This is a genomic window from Pseudomonas azotoformans, from assembly GCF_001579805.1.
Taxonomy (GTDB): domain Bacteria; phylum Pseudomonadota; class Gammaproteobacteria; order Pseudomonadales; family Pseudomonadaceae; genus Aquipseudomonas; species Aquipseudomonas azotoformans_A.
In genome coordinates this window covers 5289913-5306790 of the sequence record NZ_CP014546.1, presented here as the reverse complement: position 1 = coordinate 5306790, position 16878 = coordinate 5289913, and the positions used below count along the sequence as shown (strand labels likewise).

At 60.1% G+C, this 16878-nt stretch carries 13 protein-coding genes and 2 pseudogenes; 13 read left to right on the top strand and 2 right to left on the bottom strand.

Annotated elements, in window-relative coordinates:
• Positions 1-3: 3 nt before the first annotated feature.
• The 13 genes and pseudogenes from tssE (at position 4) to AYR47_RS24170 (ending at position 16097) form a co-directional block, all read left to right on the top strand.
• Positions 4-405 carry a type VI secretion system baseplate subunit TssE gene (gene tssE, locus AYR47_RS24230; RefSeq protein ID WP_033902422.1) on the top strand — a complete coding sequence of 134 codons (402 nt, stop codon included), beginning with the start codon at positions 4-6 and terminating at the stop codon, positions 403-405.
• Complete coding sequence (tssF, locus tag AYR47_RS24225) at positions 395-2182, top strand: type VI secretion system baseplate subunit TssF (protein WP_061448791.1); 1788 nt, start codon at positions 395-397, stop codon at positions 2180-2182. The genes tssE and tssF overlap by 11 nt, the downstream gene beginning before the upstream one ends.
• The gene (tssG, locus tag AYR47_RS24220) at positions 2146-3159 is read left to right on the top strand and encodes a type VI secretion system baseplate subunit TssG (RefSeq protein WP_061448790.1); all 1014 of its coding nucleotides are present in this window, start codon (positions 2146-2148) and stop codon (positions 3157-3159) included. Before tssF ends, tssG begins: the two co-directional genes overlap by 37 nt.
• A 6-nt stretch (positions 3160-3165) precedes the next feature.
• Positions 3166-5598 carry an AAA family ATPase gene (locus tag AYR47_RS24215; protein WP_061448789.1) on the top strand — a complete coding sequence of 811 codons (2433 nt, stop codon included), beginning with the start codon at positions 3166-3168 and terminating at the stop codon, positions 5596-5598.
• Positions 5595-7127, top strand: a complete 1533-nt coding sequence (locus AYR47_RS24210) for a sigma-54 interaction domain-containing protein (RefSeq protein ID WP_061448788.1) — start codon at positions 5595-5597, stop codon at positions 7125-7127. The genes AYR47_RS24215 and AYR47_RS24210 overlap by 4 nt, the downstream gene beginning before the upstream one ends.
• Before the next feature lie 41 nt (positions 7128-7168).
• On the top strand, positions 7169-7300 hold the full coding sequence (locus AYR47_RS24205; RefSeq protein WP_033902364.1) for a hypothetical protein: 132 nt from the start codon (positions 7169-7171) through the stop codon (positions 7298-7300).
• 16 nt (positions 7301-7316) lie between these two features.
• Entirely contained in the window at positions 7317-8489 is a 1173-nt protein-coding gene (gene tagH / locus AYR47_RS24200; RefSeq protein WP_061448787.1) for a type VI secretion system-associated FHA domain protein TagH, read from the top strand.
• 5 nt (positions 8490-8494) lie between these two features.
• On the top strand, positions 8495-8980 hold the full coding sequence (gene tssJ / locus AYR47_RS24195; protein ID WP_033902423.1) for a type VI secretion system lipoprotein TssJ: 486 nt from the start codon (positions 8495-8497) through the stop codon (positions 8978-8980).
• A 1-nt stretch (position 8981) separates the two neighbouring features.
• Entirely contained in the window at positions 8982-10310 is a 1329-nt protein-coding gene (gene tssK, locus AYR47_RS24190) for a type VI secretion system baseplate subunit TssK (protein ID WP_061448786.1), read from the top strand.
• Between the two features lie 5 nt (positions 10311-10315).
• Positions 10316-11179 carry a type IVB secretion system protein IcmH/DotU gene (icmH, locus tag AYR47_RS24185; protein WP_033902367.1) on the top strand — a complete coding sequence of 288 codons (864 nt, stop codon included), beginning with the start codon at positions 10316-10318 and terminating at the stop codon, positions 11177-11179.
• 15 nt (positions 11180-11194) lie between these two features.
• Positions 11195-14546, top strand: a pseudogene (tssM, locus tag AYR47_RS24180) (type VI secretion system membrane subunit TssM).
• Positions 14543-15256, top strand: a complete 714-nt coding sequence (locus AYR47_RS24175; RefSeq protein WP_420492047.1) for a PP2C family protein-serine/threonine phosphatase — start codon at positions 14543-14545, stop codon at positions 15254-15256. Before tssM ends, AYR47_RS24175 begins: the two are co-directional and overlap by 4 nt.
• Positions 15253-16097, top strand: a pseudogene (locus AYR47_RS24170) (serine/threonine-protein kinase). The gene AYR47_RS24175 and the pseudogene AYR47_RS24170 overlap by 4 nt, the downstream one beginning before the upstream one ends.
• Before the next feature lie 4 nt (positions 16098-16101).
• On the opposite strand, the gene AYR47_RS24165 reads toward AYR47_RS24170, so the two are convergent.
• Positions 16102-16431, bottom strand: coding sequence for a DUF6388 family protein (locus AYR47_RS24165; protein WP_033902371.1), 330 nt, complete (start codon positions 16429-16431; stop codon positions 16102-16104).
• Positions 16432-16444: 13 nt separating this feature from the next.
• Positions 16445-16846, bottom strand: a complete 402-nt coding sequence (locus AYR47_RS24160) for a hypothetical protein (protein ID WP_237142503.1) — start codon at positions 16844-16846, stop codon at positions 16445-16447.
• Between the last annotated feature and the right edge of the window lie 32 nt (positions 16847-16878).

The following is a 16878-nucleotide window of genomic DNA, read 5'->3' as shown; positions in this document are numbered from 1 at the left end:
GGAGTGTCCCACCACCAACGCCTTTTCGAGCGTCTTGAACGTCCGGCGGCTACTCCCGCGTGTGGCGTGACATCTGTCGCGATGCATCTGGGAAAAATGCTCAGTATCCGTGCCGGCAGCGTGCAGACACTTCCGGATTACGGGTTGCCCGACCTCAACGACATGAACCAGAGCTTGCATGAGTCATTGACTCAATCGCGTTTGTTGATCGAGCGATTTATCCGGGCGTACGAGCCACGCTTGAAGCATGTGCGGGTCACGACGTTGCCGCGGGACCAGGATCCATTGGCGCTGGCGTTCGCTATCGAAGGCACACTGACGGTCAAGGGTATCAAGCAACCTGTTGTGTTTACCGCGCGACTCTGTGACGCCGGTCAGGTAGAGGTTTTGCCGGATGTCTTTTAACCGTTACTACCAAAGTGAGCTCAGTGCGTTGCGACTGCTCGGACGGCAGTTCTCCGAGCGCAATCCTGCGCTGGCCCCTTTTCTCGCAGAGTCTGGCCAGGATCCCGATGTCGAGCGGCTGCTGGAGGGGTTTGCATTTCTCACGGGGCGCTTGCGGCAAAAACTCGACGACGAATTTCCAGAGCTCACGCACTCGCTGATGCATTTGCTGTGGCCCAACTACATGCGCCCAATGCCAGCGTTCAGCATGCTGCAATTTGACCCGTTGAAGCACTCAGGTCCCGGTGTGTGGGTGGCGCGTGATACACCGGTGGAAAGCGCCGCAGTCAACGGTGAGCGATGCCGTTTTCGTACCTGCTACGCCACACAGGTTCTACCGCTGCAACTGAGCGTCCTGGAGTACAGCGCACAGGCAGGGCAGGGCGTGTTGAGTCTGCGCCTGCACATGAGCGCCGCCGGTAATTTCAGTGACTGGGCCTTTGATCAGTTGCGCCTGCATCTGGCCGGGGATAGCTACATCAGCCAGGCGTTATACCTGAGCCTGCTGCGCCACCTCGAAGGTATCGAGCTGTTGCCTTTGGGCCACGATGGACTGCCCGTCAGCGGGCCCGACGGTGAGGCAATATCACTGCGACTGGGTGCCGAACAGGTACAGCCGGTGGGTTTCAGTGAGGAACAGGCGTTGATCCCCTATCCGCAGAATACCTTCCCGGGGTATCGCCATCTGCAGGAGTATTTTGCCTTTCCTGACAAGTTCCTGTTTGTCGATGTGGGGGGCATGGACGTGCTGCACAGATTGCCCGGTGAGCAGCTCAAGCAGGTACGTGGCCTGATAATGCGCTTTGAGTTACGCACGCCATGGCGTGAGTCCCAACAGCCCACCCTGGATAACGTGAAGCTCTACTGCACGCCCATCGTGAATCTGTTCAAGCATGACGCGGTGCCCATTCGCCTGGACGGGAAGCAGGATGAGTACCTGCTCATTCCCGGCGAGTATTCGCGGGAGAACGCGAGTGTGTTTTCCGTAGACCGTGTAACGGGTTGGCAGCCGGGTGGGCGTGGATACCAGGCCTATGTGCCGTTCGAATCCTTTGAACATGGTGGCGATACCGACGTACCGGAAAACCCGCCCAGCTACAGCATTCGCCAACGGCCATCGACACAGCATGCCGGGCTGGAAACCTGGCTTGGGATTGGCAACGGCCTCGAGTCGGACCAGCAAACACTGTCGATCGAGTTGACGTGCACCAATCACAACCTACCTCGACTGTTGCAGTTAGGCGACATCAACCGGCCTTGCGAGCAGACGCCAGAGGGGCTGTCGTTTCGCAATATCTGCGCGCCGACAGCCAGTCTGTCTCCGCCTCTGGACCAGGATTTTCTCTGGCGGCTTATCAGCAACATGTCGCTCAACTACCTGTCATTGAGCGATATCGACGCCTTGAAGGTGATTCTCAAAACCTATGACTTGCCGCGCTATCACGACCGACTGGCGCAAAAGGTCAGTGAGAGGAAGTTGGGTGCAATGCGATCCGTCAGTCATTCATCGGTCGACCGATTGCACCGCGGCTTGCCGTGTCGCGGAGTACGAATTGATTTGAAGATTGATCCCCAGGGTTTCTTGGGGCCGGGCGAAGTGTTCATTTTTGCGTCAGTACTCAACGAGTTCTTTGCGCTCTACGCCAGCCTCAATGCTTATCACGAACTAAGAGTCATCAGCACACAAGGAGACGTGTATCTATGGCCACCACGGATGGGGCAGCAGCCCCTGCTTTGACGCGACTGTCGCGGATCATCCGCGAATATTCGCTGTTCCAGGCGGTTTTGCAGGTGATCAAGCGTCTGCGCGATGCCCATCCTCTGTTGGATGACGACGCGCTGTATGACTTGCTGGAGTTTCAAGCCAATCCTGGCCTCGGTTTTCCCGGTCACGATATTGATCGCGTGGAATTTTTTGTCGAGCACGAACAGCTGCGCGCACGCCTTCGCCTCAACGTCTTGGGCTTGTGTGGCGCGGGGTCGCCGTTACCTGCGTTTTATGGCGAGCAGGCCTATGGCGACGGGGTGGGCGGCAACGCTACGCGAGATTTCCTGGACGTGTTTCATCACCGCCTGCAACGACTGATGCTGCCGATCTGGCGCAAATATCGTTATCGGGCGTGTTTCCAGGCGGGCGCGCGTGACGCCTTTTCCGAGCAGATGTTTGCGTTGATCGGGCTGAGGGGGCGGCAGATTCGCAGTGTCGCGCAATTGAACTGCCAGCGGCTGTTGCCCTACTTGGGGCTGCTAGGCCTGCGGGCACATTCGGCAGCCTTGATCGAGACGGTGCTGCGCTACTACTTCAAGCACAACCGGCTGTTCATCGAGCAATGGGTGCTGCGCACGGTTGTCATCGCCGACTCACAGCGAAACCGGCTCGGCGTCGCGAACAGTGTGCTTGGCCATGACCAGGTATTGGGCAGCCAGGTGGCCGACCGCAGTGGCAAGTTCAGGGTGCATCTGCAGGGCCTGCGCTGGCAGCAACTCCATGGGTTTCTGCCCACGGGTGCGGACTACCCGCTGCTGTGCTCATTGGTGCGGCTGACGGCGCGGGACCCATTGGAATATGACCTGCGCCTGGTGCTTGCCAAAGAAGAGATCCGACCGTTGCACATTGGCGAGCACAACGTCTGTCGTCTCGGCTGGACCAGCTGGCTGGCACATGAGTACGCCGATGGTGTGGTCATGGTGCCGAGCAACGCTCATGAGGGATGAATCATTATGATGAATGTGGACCTGCAACAACTTATCCAGACCTTGACCCCCCAGGCTCGTCGCGATTTGGTGCGCGCTGCTGAACGCTGCGTAACGCGCGGCGGCCGGGAGGTATTGGTGGAAGACCTGCTGTTGGCCCTGCTGGAGCATCACGACGGCCTTCTGGCAAGGGCATTGGCAGATGCGGGCATCGAAACCGGCGAGCTGCAAGCTGCACTGCAACCCAAAGGGGAGGCGAGTGCTTCGCGCAATCCGGTGTTTGCCCAGGCGCTTGTAGAGTGGCTGCAACAGGCCCTGATGGTTGCCCATCTGGAACTGCGACAGACCGAGGTCGATCACGGCGCCCTGTTGCTGGCATTGCTGCGTCATCCGCTGCACCACGCGGGGAGTGTCTATCAGGTTTTATTGAATCGGTTGGATGCGCAGCGTGTGCTCGACTTTGTGCGGAGCCAGGCACCTGGTACTGACCCTGCCCCGAAGGGTGAGTCACTGCTGGAACGCTTCACCCACGACCTGACGCGCCAGGCCCATGAAGGGCGTATTGATCCGGTGTTGTGCCGGGATGTCGAGATCGGCCAGTTGATTGACATCCTCATGCGCCGCCGCAAGAACAACCCAATACTCGTCGGCGAAGCCGGGGTCGGCAAGACGGCCGTTGTCGAAGGCCTCGCGCTACGCATCGCCACTGCGCAGGTGCCGGGACCACTGCAGGATGTCCGGGTGCTGACCTTGGACATGGGCTTGCTCCAGGCCGGTGCCAGTATCAAGGGTGAATTCGAGCGGCGCCTCAAGGGCTTGATCGATGAGGTCAACGTTTCAGTGCCGCCGGTGATCCTGTTTATCGATGAGGCGCATACCTTGGTCGGGGCAGGCGCCCAGGCAGGCGCGTCCGACGCCGCCAATCTACTCAAGCCAGCCCTGGCGCGTGGCGAACTGCGCACCATCGCTGCCACTACCTGGTCGGAATACAAAAAATACTTCGAAAAGGACCCGGCATTGGCGCGGCGTTTCCAGCCTGTACGGGTGGGCGAGCCCAGCGTCGAGCAGGCGGTTTCCATCTTGCGCGGACTGGTTTCGGTGTATGAGCGCAGCCACGGCGTTTATGTGCGTGACGATGCCGTCGTGGCGGCGGCGCAAATGAGCGCTCGTTACCTGTCCGGGCGCCAGTTGCCCGACAAGGCGGTGGATGTATTGGACACGGCCTGTGCTCGCTTGCGTACCCGACGGGAGACCGCACCGGAGGCATTACAACGCCTGTACGCGGAGCAGGCGGAAGGTATGCGGCAGCATCAGGCATTAAGTCGTGACAGGGACGCAGGGTTTGCCGTGGATGAGCAGATCTTGCACGCGTTGAAACTGCGCAGGGATGCAATGGAAAGTGAGCGCCTGGAGCTGGAACAGCGCTGGTTTGAGCAACAGGCCGTGCCGCAGCAGGTGTGCCCGCGCATGGTGGCCCAGGTCATCAGTGCCTGGACCGGTATCCCGGTTGAACAACTGGCACTCGAGCACAGCGCACGGGCGCTGGGCTTTGCCGATGCGCTGCGCGCGCGCATTCTTGGCCAGGAACAGGCGGTGCAGGCCCTGGACCGCAACTTGCGCGCCGTTGCCACGGGGCTCAACAAAGCCGACGCACCGGTCGGTGTGTTCCTGCTGGTCGGCCCAAGCGGTGTAGGCAAGACCGAGACAGCACTTGCCCTTGGCGATCTACTGTATGGCGGTGAACGTTTCGTCACGACGCTCAACATGTCGGAGTTCCAGGAAAAACACTCCCTGTCGCGGTTGATTGGCGCACCGCCCGGTTATGTCGGTTTCGGCGAGGGCGGTGTACTGACCGAAGCCGTGCGCCAACGACCGTATTCGGTGGTGCTGCTCGATGAGGTCGAGAAAGCCGACCCGGAAGTGTTGAACCTGTTCTATCAGATTTTCGACAAGGGTCTGGTCAATGACGGGGAAGGCCGGGAAATCGACTTCCGCAACACACTGATCCTGATGACTTCCAACCTCGGCAGTGAGTGTATCGGTGAGCTGTGTGCTGGCGATCAACGGCCTGACGTGCAAGTGCTGCAAGAGGCGATCCATCCGCTGTTGCGCGACCACTTCAAACCGGCATTGCTGGCCCGCATGCGTGTGGTGCCGTATTACCCGATCAAGGGTGAGGTTCTGCATGACCTGGCGCGACTCAAGCTGGAACGCTTGGGACAACGGTTGCGTCTTCGCAAGCTGGCTTTCAGCTATACGCCAGAGCTGGTTGCACACATGGCCGAACACTGTGCCCACGGAGATAGCGGCGCTCGTTACATTGACCAGTGGATCGAGCTCCGTTTGTTGCCGCAGGTGGCGGATCGGCTGCTGTCGGCCATGGCCCAAGGTGAATGCTTGGCGAATGTGCATGCGCGTCTGGAGGGTAGCGGCTATCCCATTTGTGAGCTCAGCCAATGAGGGATAATCGGTCCACTCAACTATCCCATCCCCTGGCCTTCGCCGACGTGTTGCTCGGCTGGTTCATTCGCTTGGGCATCGATGGCGTCGAAGCCTCGTTGCCCGGCCTGTGTGTGACGGCGGTGGCGCAACTCAGCCAGTGCGAACTCAGCCAGTTGTACTGGCGAAATGAGTCTACAGGCCGACTCGAACTGATTGCCCAGCATTTATCCGGGGAGCTGTGCCCCGGTGATCCGGTCGGCACCCAGGACTTCCAGCACGAGCAGGTATTGCACTACGTACTCAGCCATCAAACGGCCCTTAGCCTGGAGGACCTATCGAGCAGCGTGTACGAATACGGCTTCCTGCCAGCCATGGCGACAGCCTGGGAAGCGCTGTCATGTGTGCCGTTGTTCAACCGGGACAAGGCCATCAGCGGCGTGTTGCTGTGCGCCAGCCAATGCCGGAAACACTTGCAGGACTACTCCGTGTCCCTGAGCCAACTGGGTAGTTTTACCTTGATGCAATTGGCTTTGCTGCGTTGTCAGCCATCCTTGGGAAGTGTCGTCCGACAGAATCAATGCACACCGGCTCCCCGTGCAGAATTTGGCTTGGTCGGTAACAGTACGGCCATGGATGAGACATACCGCCTGATTGGCAAGGTCATGCATACCTCTTACACCGTATTGCTGCGAGGGGAGACGGGAACGGGTAAGGAAGTGGTGGCGCGGGCTATCCATTCTGCGGGGTCGCGTCGCAGCAAAGCGTTCGTGGTGCAGAACTGTGCGGCATTTCCCGAAGGCCTGCTGGAAAGTGAGCTGTTTGGTTATCGCAAAGGTGCTTTCACAGGGGCTGAACGCAACCATACCGGGCTGTTTGATGCGGCACACGGCGGTACGCTGCTCCTGGACGAAATCGGCGACATGCCGCTGTCGCTGCAGGCCAAGTTGCTGCGGGTTCTACAGGAGGGCGAAGTCCGCCCCTTGGGCGCCAGCGCGGCACACAAGGTGGATGTGCGCATCATCGCCGCGACTCACCGTGATCTCGCCGCGATGGTCGCCCAAGGCAGTTTTCGCGAAGACCTTTACTACCGGCTGGCGCAGTTTCCCATCGAACTGCCGCCCCTGCGTGAGCGCGACGGCGATGTGCTGTTGTTGGCGCGTGAATTTGCGCAAAAGGCCTCTCTTGCCCTTGAGCGCGAACCGGTGTCGTGGTCCAGCGCGGCCCTTGACCAACTGTCGCGTCACGCCTTTCCCGGCAATGTTCGTGAACTCAAGTGCCTGGTGGAACGTGCGGTACTGCTCTGCGATGACGGTGTGATCCTGCCCGCGCATTTGTCCTTGTCTGCACCCCCCACCGATGAGTCCGTCGATGCAACGTTGCGTCAACGCCTGGAACGGGTCGAGCGAGTATTCCTGATCGATTGCCTGCACAAAAACCGTGGCAATCGCACCCGTACCGCACGTGAGTTGGGCGTCGCTCGCCGCACGCTGCTCTATCGCCTGGCGCGCCTGAAGATCCCCCTGGGTGATGTCTGCGAGGGGGGCTGAATGGGGGCGTGTTGGCACCTGATTTTCATGGGAGATACCTGATGTTTTTTCGTGCGTGGCAAGGCCTTTTGCTGGTGCTGTGTTTGTTGAGTGGCTGTAACGCCAATTATGTCTTTGACGATGCCGACTACCGTCCGTTGGGTGACCCCCAGGCGACCCGACGTGGGCAGTGAGCAGGGGAGCTCCGCCATGCAACTAGTGTTTGAAGTCTGTGGTACCGAAGGCGCTGCGACGCCTGCTCGCAAGACGTTTGAGGGCGTCGGTGGCGTGATCGGCCGTGGGGTGGGCTGTGACTGGATCATTCCTGATGCCAATCGCCTGATCTCCAGTCATCACGGCTTGGTCAGTTACCGAGAAGGCCGCTACTTCCTGACCGATATCAGCAGCAACGGCATCGGTGTATCAGGCAGCATGGAACGCCTGGAAAAGGGGCAGGCACGGCTGATCAGTGAGGGTGACGTGTACCAATTGGGCGGGCTGGAGATCCGCGCTCGCTTGCTGGCAAATGAGCGGCGGTCATATGCCCGGGATGACGCGATCCCAGACGATGGTTTCCTGGGACTTGACCCTGTCGATGCACTGGATCGCGAGCCACTGCGTGCTGATTCATCGGCAGAGCTTGATGCCTTGGATACAGCCATGCAGGTGCCGTCCCAAGCGCTATGTCAGGGGGCCGTGGATCGTGATCATCTGGTCGTGCCGAAGTGGGCTGACCCCGTCAGGGAGCTCCTACCTACCGTGCCCGCTGCGCCCGCGCCGGGTGGCTCGGAAACATTCTGGTCACAGTTCGCGCAAGCGCTGGGCGTGCAACTGGACACGCTTGATACGCTGGGCCGTGAGGCCCTGGCGATCAAAGTGGCAGGTCTGCTCAGGCTAACCATCGATGGGTTGCAGCAGAGCCTGCGAACCCGCGACGAGCTGAACAGTGAAATCAACTCTGCACTGACCGCTCCAGGACTCGATACCCGCAACCCGTTAAAAGCCTGTGCCGACGGCCCAACTGCCATGACGTCATTGCTGGGTGTTGGCGAGCTGGGTGAACACTCTGCCGAATACGCCGTCGCCCAGGTCTGTCGTGAACTGCAAGTGCACCAACTGGCCTTGGTCGTGGCCAGTCGGGCCGCTGTGCGCAGTGCATTGGCAGCCTTTGCGCCAGGCCACTTGCTGCTGTGTTTCGAACGCGAGGGCAAGCCACCCAGGTTCTTCAGCGATGGCGCCCATTGGCGGGCGTATCAACGCCACTATCAACGGTTGACGTCCGGAGAGCCCTTGGGCGAGCAGGGGGTGCTGAATGATTTTTCCAAAGCCTACGAGGAGCAGGTGCGCCTGGTCTCTACCTTGCACGTCGGGTGCCCAGGATGATGTTCATGTATCGGATCGCTGTCATATCAACGCTGTCAGCACTTGGCCTATTGGCCGGCTGTAGCACGCTTTCACCTTTTTCGACGTTGACCAAACTGGACTTGACGTTGACCGCTGGCGATGAAGTCAACCCCGACCTGCACGGTCGTCCCTCACCCGTGGTGGTGCAACTGCTGGAGCTGCGGCATCCCGTGGCCTTTGAAAACGCCGACTTCTTCAGCCTCTACAGCCGGGCCGAGCAGACACTCGCCAAAGATTGGGTCAGCAGCGAGGAATGGGAGTTGCGTCCCGGCGAGCAGGTGCCGCTCAAGCTCAGTGTCGAGCCGCATAGCCGTTATGTCGGCGTGCTGGCGGCCTACCGCGACTTGCCCCACGTGCAATGGCGGTTGGTGCTGCCAGTGGTGCCAGGGCAACTGACGCGGGCCGAAGTTGCGCTGGACCAGACGGGCCTCCGCCTGGTCGCGCCTCAAACTGACAGGACGGAGGATTGAAATGAATGTCCATAACGTGATCTGGCAGGAGGGCATGCTGCTGCGGCCCCAGCACTTGCAGCATAACGACCGCTACTACCATCGACAGCTCAACCGTACCCGCCTGCTGAGCAGTGATGCCTGGGGTTTTCTGACCTTGGAAGTTGATGTGCAGTACCTCAATCTGGGCAAGGTCGTGGTCAACCGGGCCAGCGGTGTCTTGCCGGATGGCAGCTTGTTCGAGCTGAGTGGCGCGATGGAGCCTTTGGTGTTGCAGGTGCCTGCCAATGCAGGCAGACAAGCTGTGTACCTGGCGCTGCCGCTGGCAACAGAGAATCAGGTTGAAGTGCGCAGGCAGGAGCAAGGCGATGTCCTGGCTCGCTACGTCGCCTGTGAAACGGAGATAGGGGACTCCAATGCCGGCGTCGACGCTCGTTGCCAGATCCACTGTGCACGGCCGGACTTGCGCCTGATGCTGGGGGAAGGGCCCAGCGATCCGTTCTACGTGAGACTCCAGGTCGCCCAGGTGCAGGATTCGACCCAGGAGGGGGGCGTAAAGCTGGAGGCGGATTTTGTACCGACGTTCATCTATCTCCAAGGTTCGGGGTATGTGTCTTCATGCCTCAAGGAGGTGATCAGTCTGCTGGCAGCGCGTGGCGATGCGATCGCATCACGCATCCAGGGCAGTGGCGCCTCGGCTGGGGCACAGGTTGGCGACTTTTTGATGCTGCAACTGATCAACCGTGCTGAGTTGATATTGCGTCATTACCAGGGGCAAACCCAGGTGCGGCCGGAGTTGTTGTATCGGGAGTTGTTGGCGATTCTCGGGGAACTCTCGACGTTCGCCTGCGACAACAAACGTGCGCAATTGGCGGTGCAGTACCAACACGGCGACCAGGGGGCGAGCTTTCGCGGGCTGATGGAGGGGCTTCGCACCGTCTTGTCGTCGGTGCTGGAGCAACACGCCATCGAGCTGATGTTGCAACAGCGCCAGTACGGGGTACTGGTCTGCCCGGTCAGCGATCTCAAATTGCTCGGCACTGCGACGTTCATTTTAGCGGCTACCGCCCAGTGTGATACGGAGGAGCTGCGTCATCGCCTGCCGGCGCATCTCAAGATCGGTCCTGTGGAACGTATCCGCGAGCTGGTGAACCTGCATCTCGCAGGCATCAAGATCAAGCCGCTGCCGGTAGCACCTCGACAGATTCCGTATCACGCCGGCAAGACCTATTTCATGCTCGAACTCAGTCCACGTGACATCGCGCAGTTGGAGCAATCGGGTGGTTTCGCCTTCCACGCCAGTGGCGAGTTCGCCGAGCTGGAACTCCACTTCTGGGCTATCAGGAACTGAACACCATGACGATGGACAGTGAATACCCGCAGGATGAAAAAACCATATTGCTGGACCGTGAAGGGTTCGGTCCGGCACAGGGGCCCGTCACTGACTTTCCAACGCCGCCACGCTTCGAGCAGCTGGAAGACCGCATGATCTACACCGCCCAGCTGCAGGGGGCTCAGAGCTTCAAGATGGGCTCCAACAGCCTGTTGGCCGCAGCCTGGGAACTGCTGTCGCAGGTTGCCCTGCTCAAGGCCAGCCCCGGTCGGGAAAGCCTGCAGACGCTCAATGACCAGCTTTCATCGGGTGTCACCGCGTTTGAGGCCCATGCCTTGCATTTGGGGGTAGAGAACAGTCAGGTGATCTCGGCGCGTTACGTGTTGTGCAGTGTCATTGATGAGGCCGTCGTGACCACGCCTTGGGGCAGTAGTAGCGATTGGTCGAAGAGAAGCCTGTTGAGCCGCTTTCACAACGAAACCTTCGGGGGGGAAAAGTTTTTCCAATTGCTGGAGCGTTTGTCCCGCGATCCCTTCAAGCATCTGGCCATGCTGGAACTCATGTACTTGTGCTTGTCGTTGGGCTTCGAAGGCAAATACCGCGTCATGGAGCGGGGAAGGGCGCAACTTGAAGCGCTTCATGACGCTCTGTACCGCCAGATCAGGCATGTGCGCGGGGACCGTTTGCCGGTCTCCATTTCGCCAGAGGCAGGGAGAGCATCCCGGTCACGGATACGTATTGCCTCCGGCACAGGGGTCGCCATCTGCGTGCTGGTCTGTTTGCTGGTGATGTATTCAGGATTTGCCTGGGTACTGGGCCAGGAACGCAAGACGATGCTGCAACCTCTTCAATCCTGGGTGCCAGGTTTGTTTCGGACGCACTCATAACGCTGGGAGCAATGGATGAACGCATTTTTCAAGGGCGTGGGGACGGTGCTGCGCAAAAGTTGGCTGTGGAGCTTGTTGCTGGTGTTGTCCAGCGCACTGCTGATTTGGTTTTTCGGGCCTTTGCTGGCGGTGGATGACTACCGTTTCTGGCAGAGCCCGACATCCCGGTTACTGACCATCAGCGGGTTGCTGCTGTTGTGGGGACTGTCGATGGTCGTGGTGGGTACTCGCCGTACCGCTCGTTTGAGTCAACACGAGCACCACGAGCAACATCAGCGTCAGGCATTGATCAATGACGAAACAAAGCAGGTGCAGGGGCGCTTCAAGGAGGCCCTGCACACGCTGAAAAGCTCCCGACACTATGGTGACCGCAGCGAGCGCTGGCGAAACGAGTTGCCCTGGTACCTGTTGATTGGCGATCAAGGCAGTGGCAAGACCAGCCTGTTGGCTGCCAGCGGCGTGCAGTCTCTGTTCGGGCGACCAGAAACCGTGCTCCCAGGCACTACGCCTTACTGTGACTGGTATTTTGCCGAAGACGCCGTGATGGTCGAGACGGCCGGCCGCTACTTGGGCCAGCCAGACCCCTCGGTTGATGCTGCGGGATGGATGACACTCCTGGGTCTGCTCAAGTCGCGACGCCGGGCGCGGCCACTCAATGGCGTGGTGGTCACGCTGTCTGTCGATACACTTTCAAGCAGCAATGAGCACGACCTGGAGCGTCATGCGCGTCATGTACGTAGCCGCTTGCAGGACATCCAGCAGACATTGCATGCGGATGTTCCGGTCTATCTGGTGTTGACCCAGGCTGATCGGTTGGCCGGGTTTGCCGAGTTTTTTGACGCGCAGCAGGGCGACGGCGCAGAAGTCGTCTTGGGTGGGCACCTGGCAACAGGTACCGCCGGCACAGACATCGCTCAGGTGAGAGAGGTGTTCGAGAACCTTTTGCAGCGTCTGGGCGCGGAGCTGATCCCGCGCTTGCATCAGGAGCGAAATATCGCGCGTCGACGCCGGATATTGGACTTTCCACGGCAGGTCGCACAGATCGGTGATCGCCTGTGCCTGTTTATCGAGACTGGATTTTCCGCCCACCGCTATCAACATATCAATGGCTTGCGAGGGTTCTACCTGACCTGTGCGAAGACGGTCGATGTACGGCCTCATTTTGTCCAAGGCCTGTTCAAACGTGTGATTTTTGCCGAAGCCGATCTTGCCGGACTGCGTAGCCCTGAGCGGCAGCGCATACATCGGCGTCATGGGCTGATGGCGCTGGCTGCGTCGGTGGTCATGGGCACGGCGGGGGCGTTGTGGACGCACAGTTACACCTTCAACCATCAGCGGTTGGTGCAACTACTGGGATTGATCAACACCCAACCCTCTATTCAACAAGGAGACGACGAGAGCCTCGCACTGTTGACGCTGCTGGACAGTCGCCTGGCTGCAACGCAAGTGTTTCCATCGCTGGCCGAAGCACGTTGGATTGATCGGGCTGGCTTGTATCAGGGAGAGGTGAGTTATCCGCTGCTGGGCCAGCGCCTATGACCAAGCCTTGCAGCAACATTTACTGCCGTACGTGACCAGGCTGCTCGAAGGACGAGTACGAGGCAGCCTGGGTGACCGAGGGCAATTGCTGGACAGCCTGCGTGCCTACCTGATGCTTAATTTGCGCGAGCGGCGTGATGTGGGGTGGCTGGCAGAGCACGTGGCAGGTCAGTGGCGGGGGGACACTTCGACACATAAGCGTCTGAACGAGCACTTTATGCGGCTCCTTGAGCGACCATTCCTGGTGCCATTGAATGAAGAGTTGGTCGCCCAGGCTCGCTTGGTGTTGCGTGGTGAGTCGCTGGCAGAGGTGGTCTACCGGGCGCTGCGGGAACAAGCGCGGAGCCTGGAGCCTTACCGTCTAGTCGAAGGCCCGGCGTTTTCCAGCTCAGGGCCCCCTATACCGGGGTTCTACACCCAAAAATACCTGCAGGTTTTCGAAACACAGGGCGCTCAATGGGTCAATGCCATCGCCCAGGACAATTGGGTACTTGGGGAAAACTCCGACCTCAGCACCACGGAACTACGCCGGTTGATGCTGGCGCTGGAGCAACGCTATTTCAGTGAATACGCCGATGCCTGGAGTGACGCCCTGGGTCGGGTCAGGCTGCAGGACACCGGCAGCCTGCGCCAAGGCGCGGAGCAACTTGCGGGCCTCACATCAGCGCAGTCGGCCTTGGTGCAGTTGCTGCAGCAAGTGCGCGAAAACACGCGGTTAGTGCCGATCCCCGATCGGTTTGAGGCGGTGAGCTCGCACGTTGGCGAACTGGGCGCTGCGACTTCCAAGGTTCTGGCCAGAACACCACTGCCAGATACGGCCCGGCGTGCATTGCAACGCCGCTTCGAACCCTTGCACCAATTGCTCGACGAAGAGCAGAACCCAGGCGGCGAGTTGACACAGGCATTGCGCTTGCTTGATGAGCTGCAGTTGCAATTGCTGGCGCTCAACCGGGATAGCTCACCGGAGCAGGCCGCGTTCAAAATGGCCAGGCAGCGGATGGATGGGCAGCAGCCGCTGTTGGGCAAACTGCGTGATACGGCGGCCCGCTTCCCGCAGCCGCTCAAAGGTTGGTTCGAGGGTATTGCCGACCAAACTTGGCGCCACCTGCTTGATGATGCGTATGGGTACGTGAATCAGCGTTATCAAAGCGAGGTCTACGGCCTCTATGCGAAAGCCATCCAACGGCGATACCCGTTCGATGCCCACACCGGCAGCGACGTCGCCCTGGGCGATTTTCAGGCGTTCTTCAAGCCACGGGGCGCGCTGGCGCGCTTTTATGAGGGGTACCTGCGGCCATTTGTCAGTGTCGAGGGCGACCGTTATCGCATGCGGGCCCTGGAGGGGCGCAGCCTGCCAATGTCGCGTTCGGTGCTGGACCAACTGACCCGGGCCCAGACCATTCGCCAGGGGTTTTTCACCGAAGACCAAGGTGATTGGGCCGTGCGGTTCACATTGGCGCCCTACAGTCTGGACCAGGCCGTCAGCCGGGCGACGTTGCGCGTCGGCGATCAGCAGTTGGAGTACCGCCACGGCCCGATCGTGCCAATGGCATTCCGCTGGCCGATCGAAGCCGACAATGGTCGCAGCAGCCTGGTGCTGGAGCGCGGTGCAGAGCGGCCGCTGGGGATCGAGAAGGACAGTGGCGCCTGGTCGTTGTTCCGGTTTTTCGACCTGATGCAAAGCGAGTCTGCCAGCGGCCGGGATGCGCAGATTCTCAAGGCTGACCTGGCAGGCCTGCGGGCCAATTACCTGCTCACCAGCCAACGCAACCCGAGCCCGTTCCAGATGGCGACATGGCGCACGTTCCGCCTGCCGGAACAATTGTGAGTGGGCCGCACGCATGGCGCAGTGCCGGGCGCACGGCACAAGGCAAAAGCCGTGCGCGCAACGAAGATGCTCTTCTCGATTGTCCACAACGGGGTTGTTGGGCGGTCGCTGACGGCATGGGCGGTCATCAGGCCGGGAATGTCGCCAGCCAGTGGGTGGTCAACAGCCTTGCCGCACTGCCAGGCAAGGGCGGCTTTGACCAACGGATCGAGGCCGTCCGCCTTTGCCTGCGTGGCCTCGACAGTCAGTTGCAACCCGTCGATGGCGGGGCGGGCATCATGGGCAGTACGGTGGTTGTGCTGTTGCTCGAACCCAACCGCGCGGCCTGTATCTGGGCTGGGGACAGTCGATGCTATCTCTGGCGGGGTCAGCGGCTGTATCAACTGTCACGCGACCACTCCTTGCAGCAGCAACTAATCGACCGCCAGCAGTTGAGTCCAGAACTGGCCCAGGCTCACCCAGGCAGCAGGGCCTTGACCCGAGCGGTCGGAGGCCGGCAGCCGCTGAAGCTGGAAGTATTGGAGTTATGCACCCAACCCGGGGACGTGTTTTTGTTATGCAGCGATGGCTTGTACCAGGGGCTCAGTCATAGGGAGTTGGGGCGTGCCATGAGCGCCGGTACGCCACGGCAGGTCGTGGACCGGCTGTTCCACGACGTATTGCGCGGCGCTTCGAGAGATGACCTTACCGCTGTGGTGATCCAGCCATGAACGCGACGGTAGGCCCACCGAATCTGCTTGCGGGGCGTTATCAGCTTGAACGCATCCTGGGTACTGGGGGATGGGCGTGGTCTATCGCGCCCGGGACCTGCTGCATGAAGCATTTGGCGAGCCAGACTGCCGCGTGGCGCTGAAGTTGCTGGGCGAGAGCCTGTCCGCGTCGGCTGACGCTCATGTGCTTCTCTACAGTGAATTCGCCCTGACCCGAAGCCTGCGACATGATCATGTGGTGCGGGCATTTTCTTTTGAGGTGGACACGGCGCACCAAGTGGCATTTTTTACCATGGAAGTCATGCCCGGCCTGACGCTGGACCGCATGCTCCCGGAGTGTCCGCAGGGATTGCCCTGGCAAGAGCTGCAGCCCATGGCCCTGCAACTGTTGGATGCACTGGCCTACACCCATCGGCAAGGTGTCCTGCATGGCGATGTGAAGCCGGCGAATATCATGGTGAGCGAGCAGGGCGTGCGCCTGTTTGATTTTGGCTTGGGTCACGCCGAGGCCCAGGTCAGGTCAGGATTACCGGGTTTGAGCCGAAGCCGCCTGAATGCCTGGACCCCTGCGTATGCGGCGCCGGAGTTGATGGCCGGAGGATTGCCGTCCGCCAGCGCCGATCTGTACGGAGCGGCCTGTGTGCTCTATGAGCTGGCAGAGGGCCGGCGGCCTGGGGAGCGCCAATGTCATCAGCGACTGCCTCGGCCCAGGCAATTGCCCAGGCAGTACTGGCCTTCGTTACGTTCAGCATTGGCCATGGACCCCGAGCAGCGCACCTTAGGGGTCGCTGAGCTGCGCGAAGGGTTGGCCAATCGACGGCGCTTGTGGTTCGTGGGGTGATGGGTCAACCGGCCAAATCATGCAACTGGCGATATTCGTCCCAGCTCAGGCCGGCCATCTGTGCCACTTCCTTATGCACTTCAAGACGTTGGGCTTCAAAGTCTTCGGGGGATTCGGCGGTGAGTTTAAGGGTCAACTCCCAGGCAAACAGGCCCTGGCGTTCGGCCTCTGCTTCGAAGGCCTCATGCAGCCGTTCGGCGCGATAGTGCGCCAGGGTTTCGCCCTTGGCTTGAGCCGCCAGCGGGTTCAGGGTGTTGAGTTCCACGGCTACATCGGGGTGTTCGTTGAGAAACCGGTCCAATGCCAGTTGGTGGTTATCGCCGGGTGGTGACAAAGGCTTGCTCCAATCAATGGCCAGGCTTTGGACGGTGGCCGGCGCGAAGGCGGCGGGCGCGCTTGCGTAGTCGGCGGTGGGTCCAGGCGCGTATGGGGGTGAGTAAAAACAATAACAGATAGGCGATCAACACCAGGGGCAGGTCCAGGGAACCCTCGTCGGTGGATCCCGTCATTCGTTCGATCACGCCCTTGCTGATCAACAGCAGCGTAACCCCGAATACCCACAGCAGGATGTTGAAAAACAGCGGGCGTACGTTTATTGACAGCTTGTCTTGCATATCCAGCTTCTCTCCCTGGTGCCTGCTTCCTTCGCAGGCAGCCGTCCATGAATACGGCGAATCCATTGCGTAATACAGGCGCCGATAATACTCATTGAAGCAGATTCGGCGGTTGGCCCAGGTCAGAAAACTCAATTATTTTTAAAATCCAGGGGTTTGCCTGTCAT

Bases quoted from the DNA above. Each gene is read 5' to 3' on its own strand.
- tssJ (WP_033902423.1), top strand. From the start codon at position 8,495: ATGTATCGGATCGCTGTCATATCAACGCTGTCAGCACTTGGCCTATTG.
- AYR47_RS24210 (WP_061448788.1), top strand. From the start codon at position 5,595: ATGAGGGATAATCGGTCCACTCAACTATCCCATCCCCTGGCCTTCGCC.
- AYR47_RS24215 (WP_061448789.1), top strand. From the start codon at position 3,166: ATGATGAATGTGGACCTGCAACAACTTATCCAGACCTTGACCCCCCAG.
- tssK (WP_061448786.1), top strand. From the start codon at position 8,982: ATGAATGTCCATAACGTGATCTGGCAGGAGGGCATGCTGCTGCGGCCC.
- icmH (WP_033902367.1), top strand. From the start codon at position 10,316: ATGACGATGGACAGTGAATACCCGCAGGATGAAAAAACCATATTGCTG.
- tssF (WP_061448791.1), top strand. From the start codon at position 395: ATGTCTTTTAACCGTTACTACCAAAGTGAGCTCAGTGCGTTGCGACTG.
- tagH (WP_061448787.1), top strand. From the start codon at position 7,317: ATGCAACTAGTGTTTGAAGTCTGTGGTACCGAAGGCGCTGCGACGCCT.
- AYR47_RS24205 (WP_033902364.1), top strand. From the start codon at position 7,169: ATGTTTTTTCGTGCGTGGCAAGGCCTTTTGCTGGTGCTGTGTTTGTTG.
- tssG (WP_061448790.1), top strand. From the start codon at position 2,146: ATGGCCACCACGGATGGGGCAGCAGCCCCTGCTTTGACGCGACTGTCG.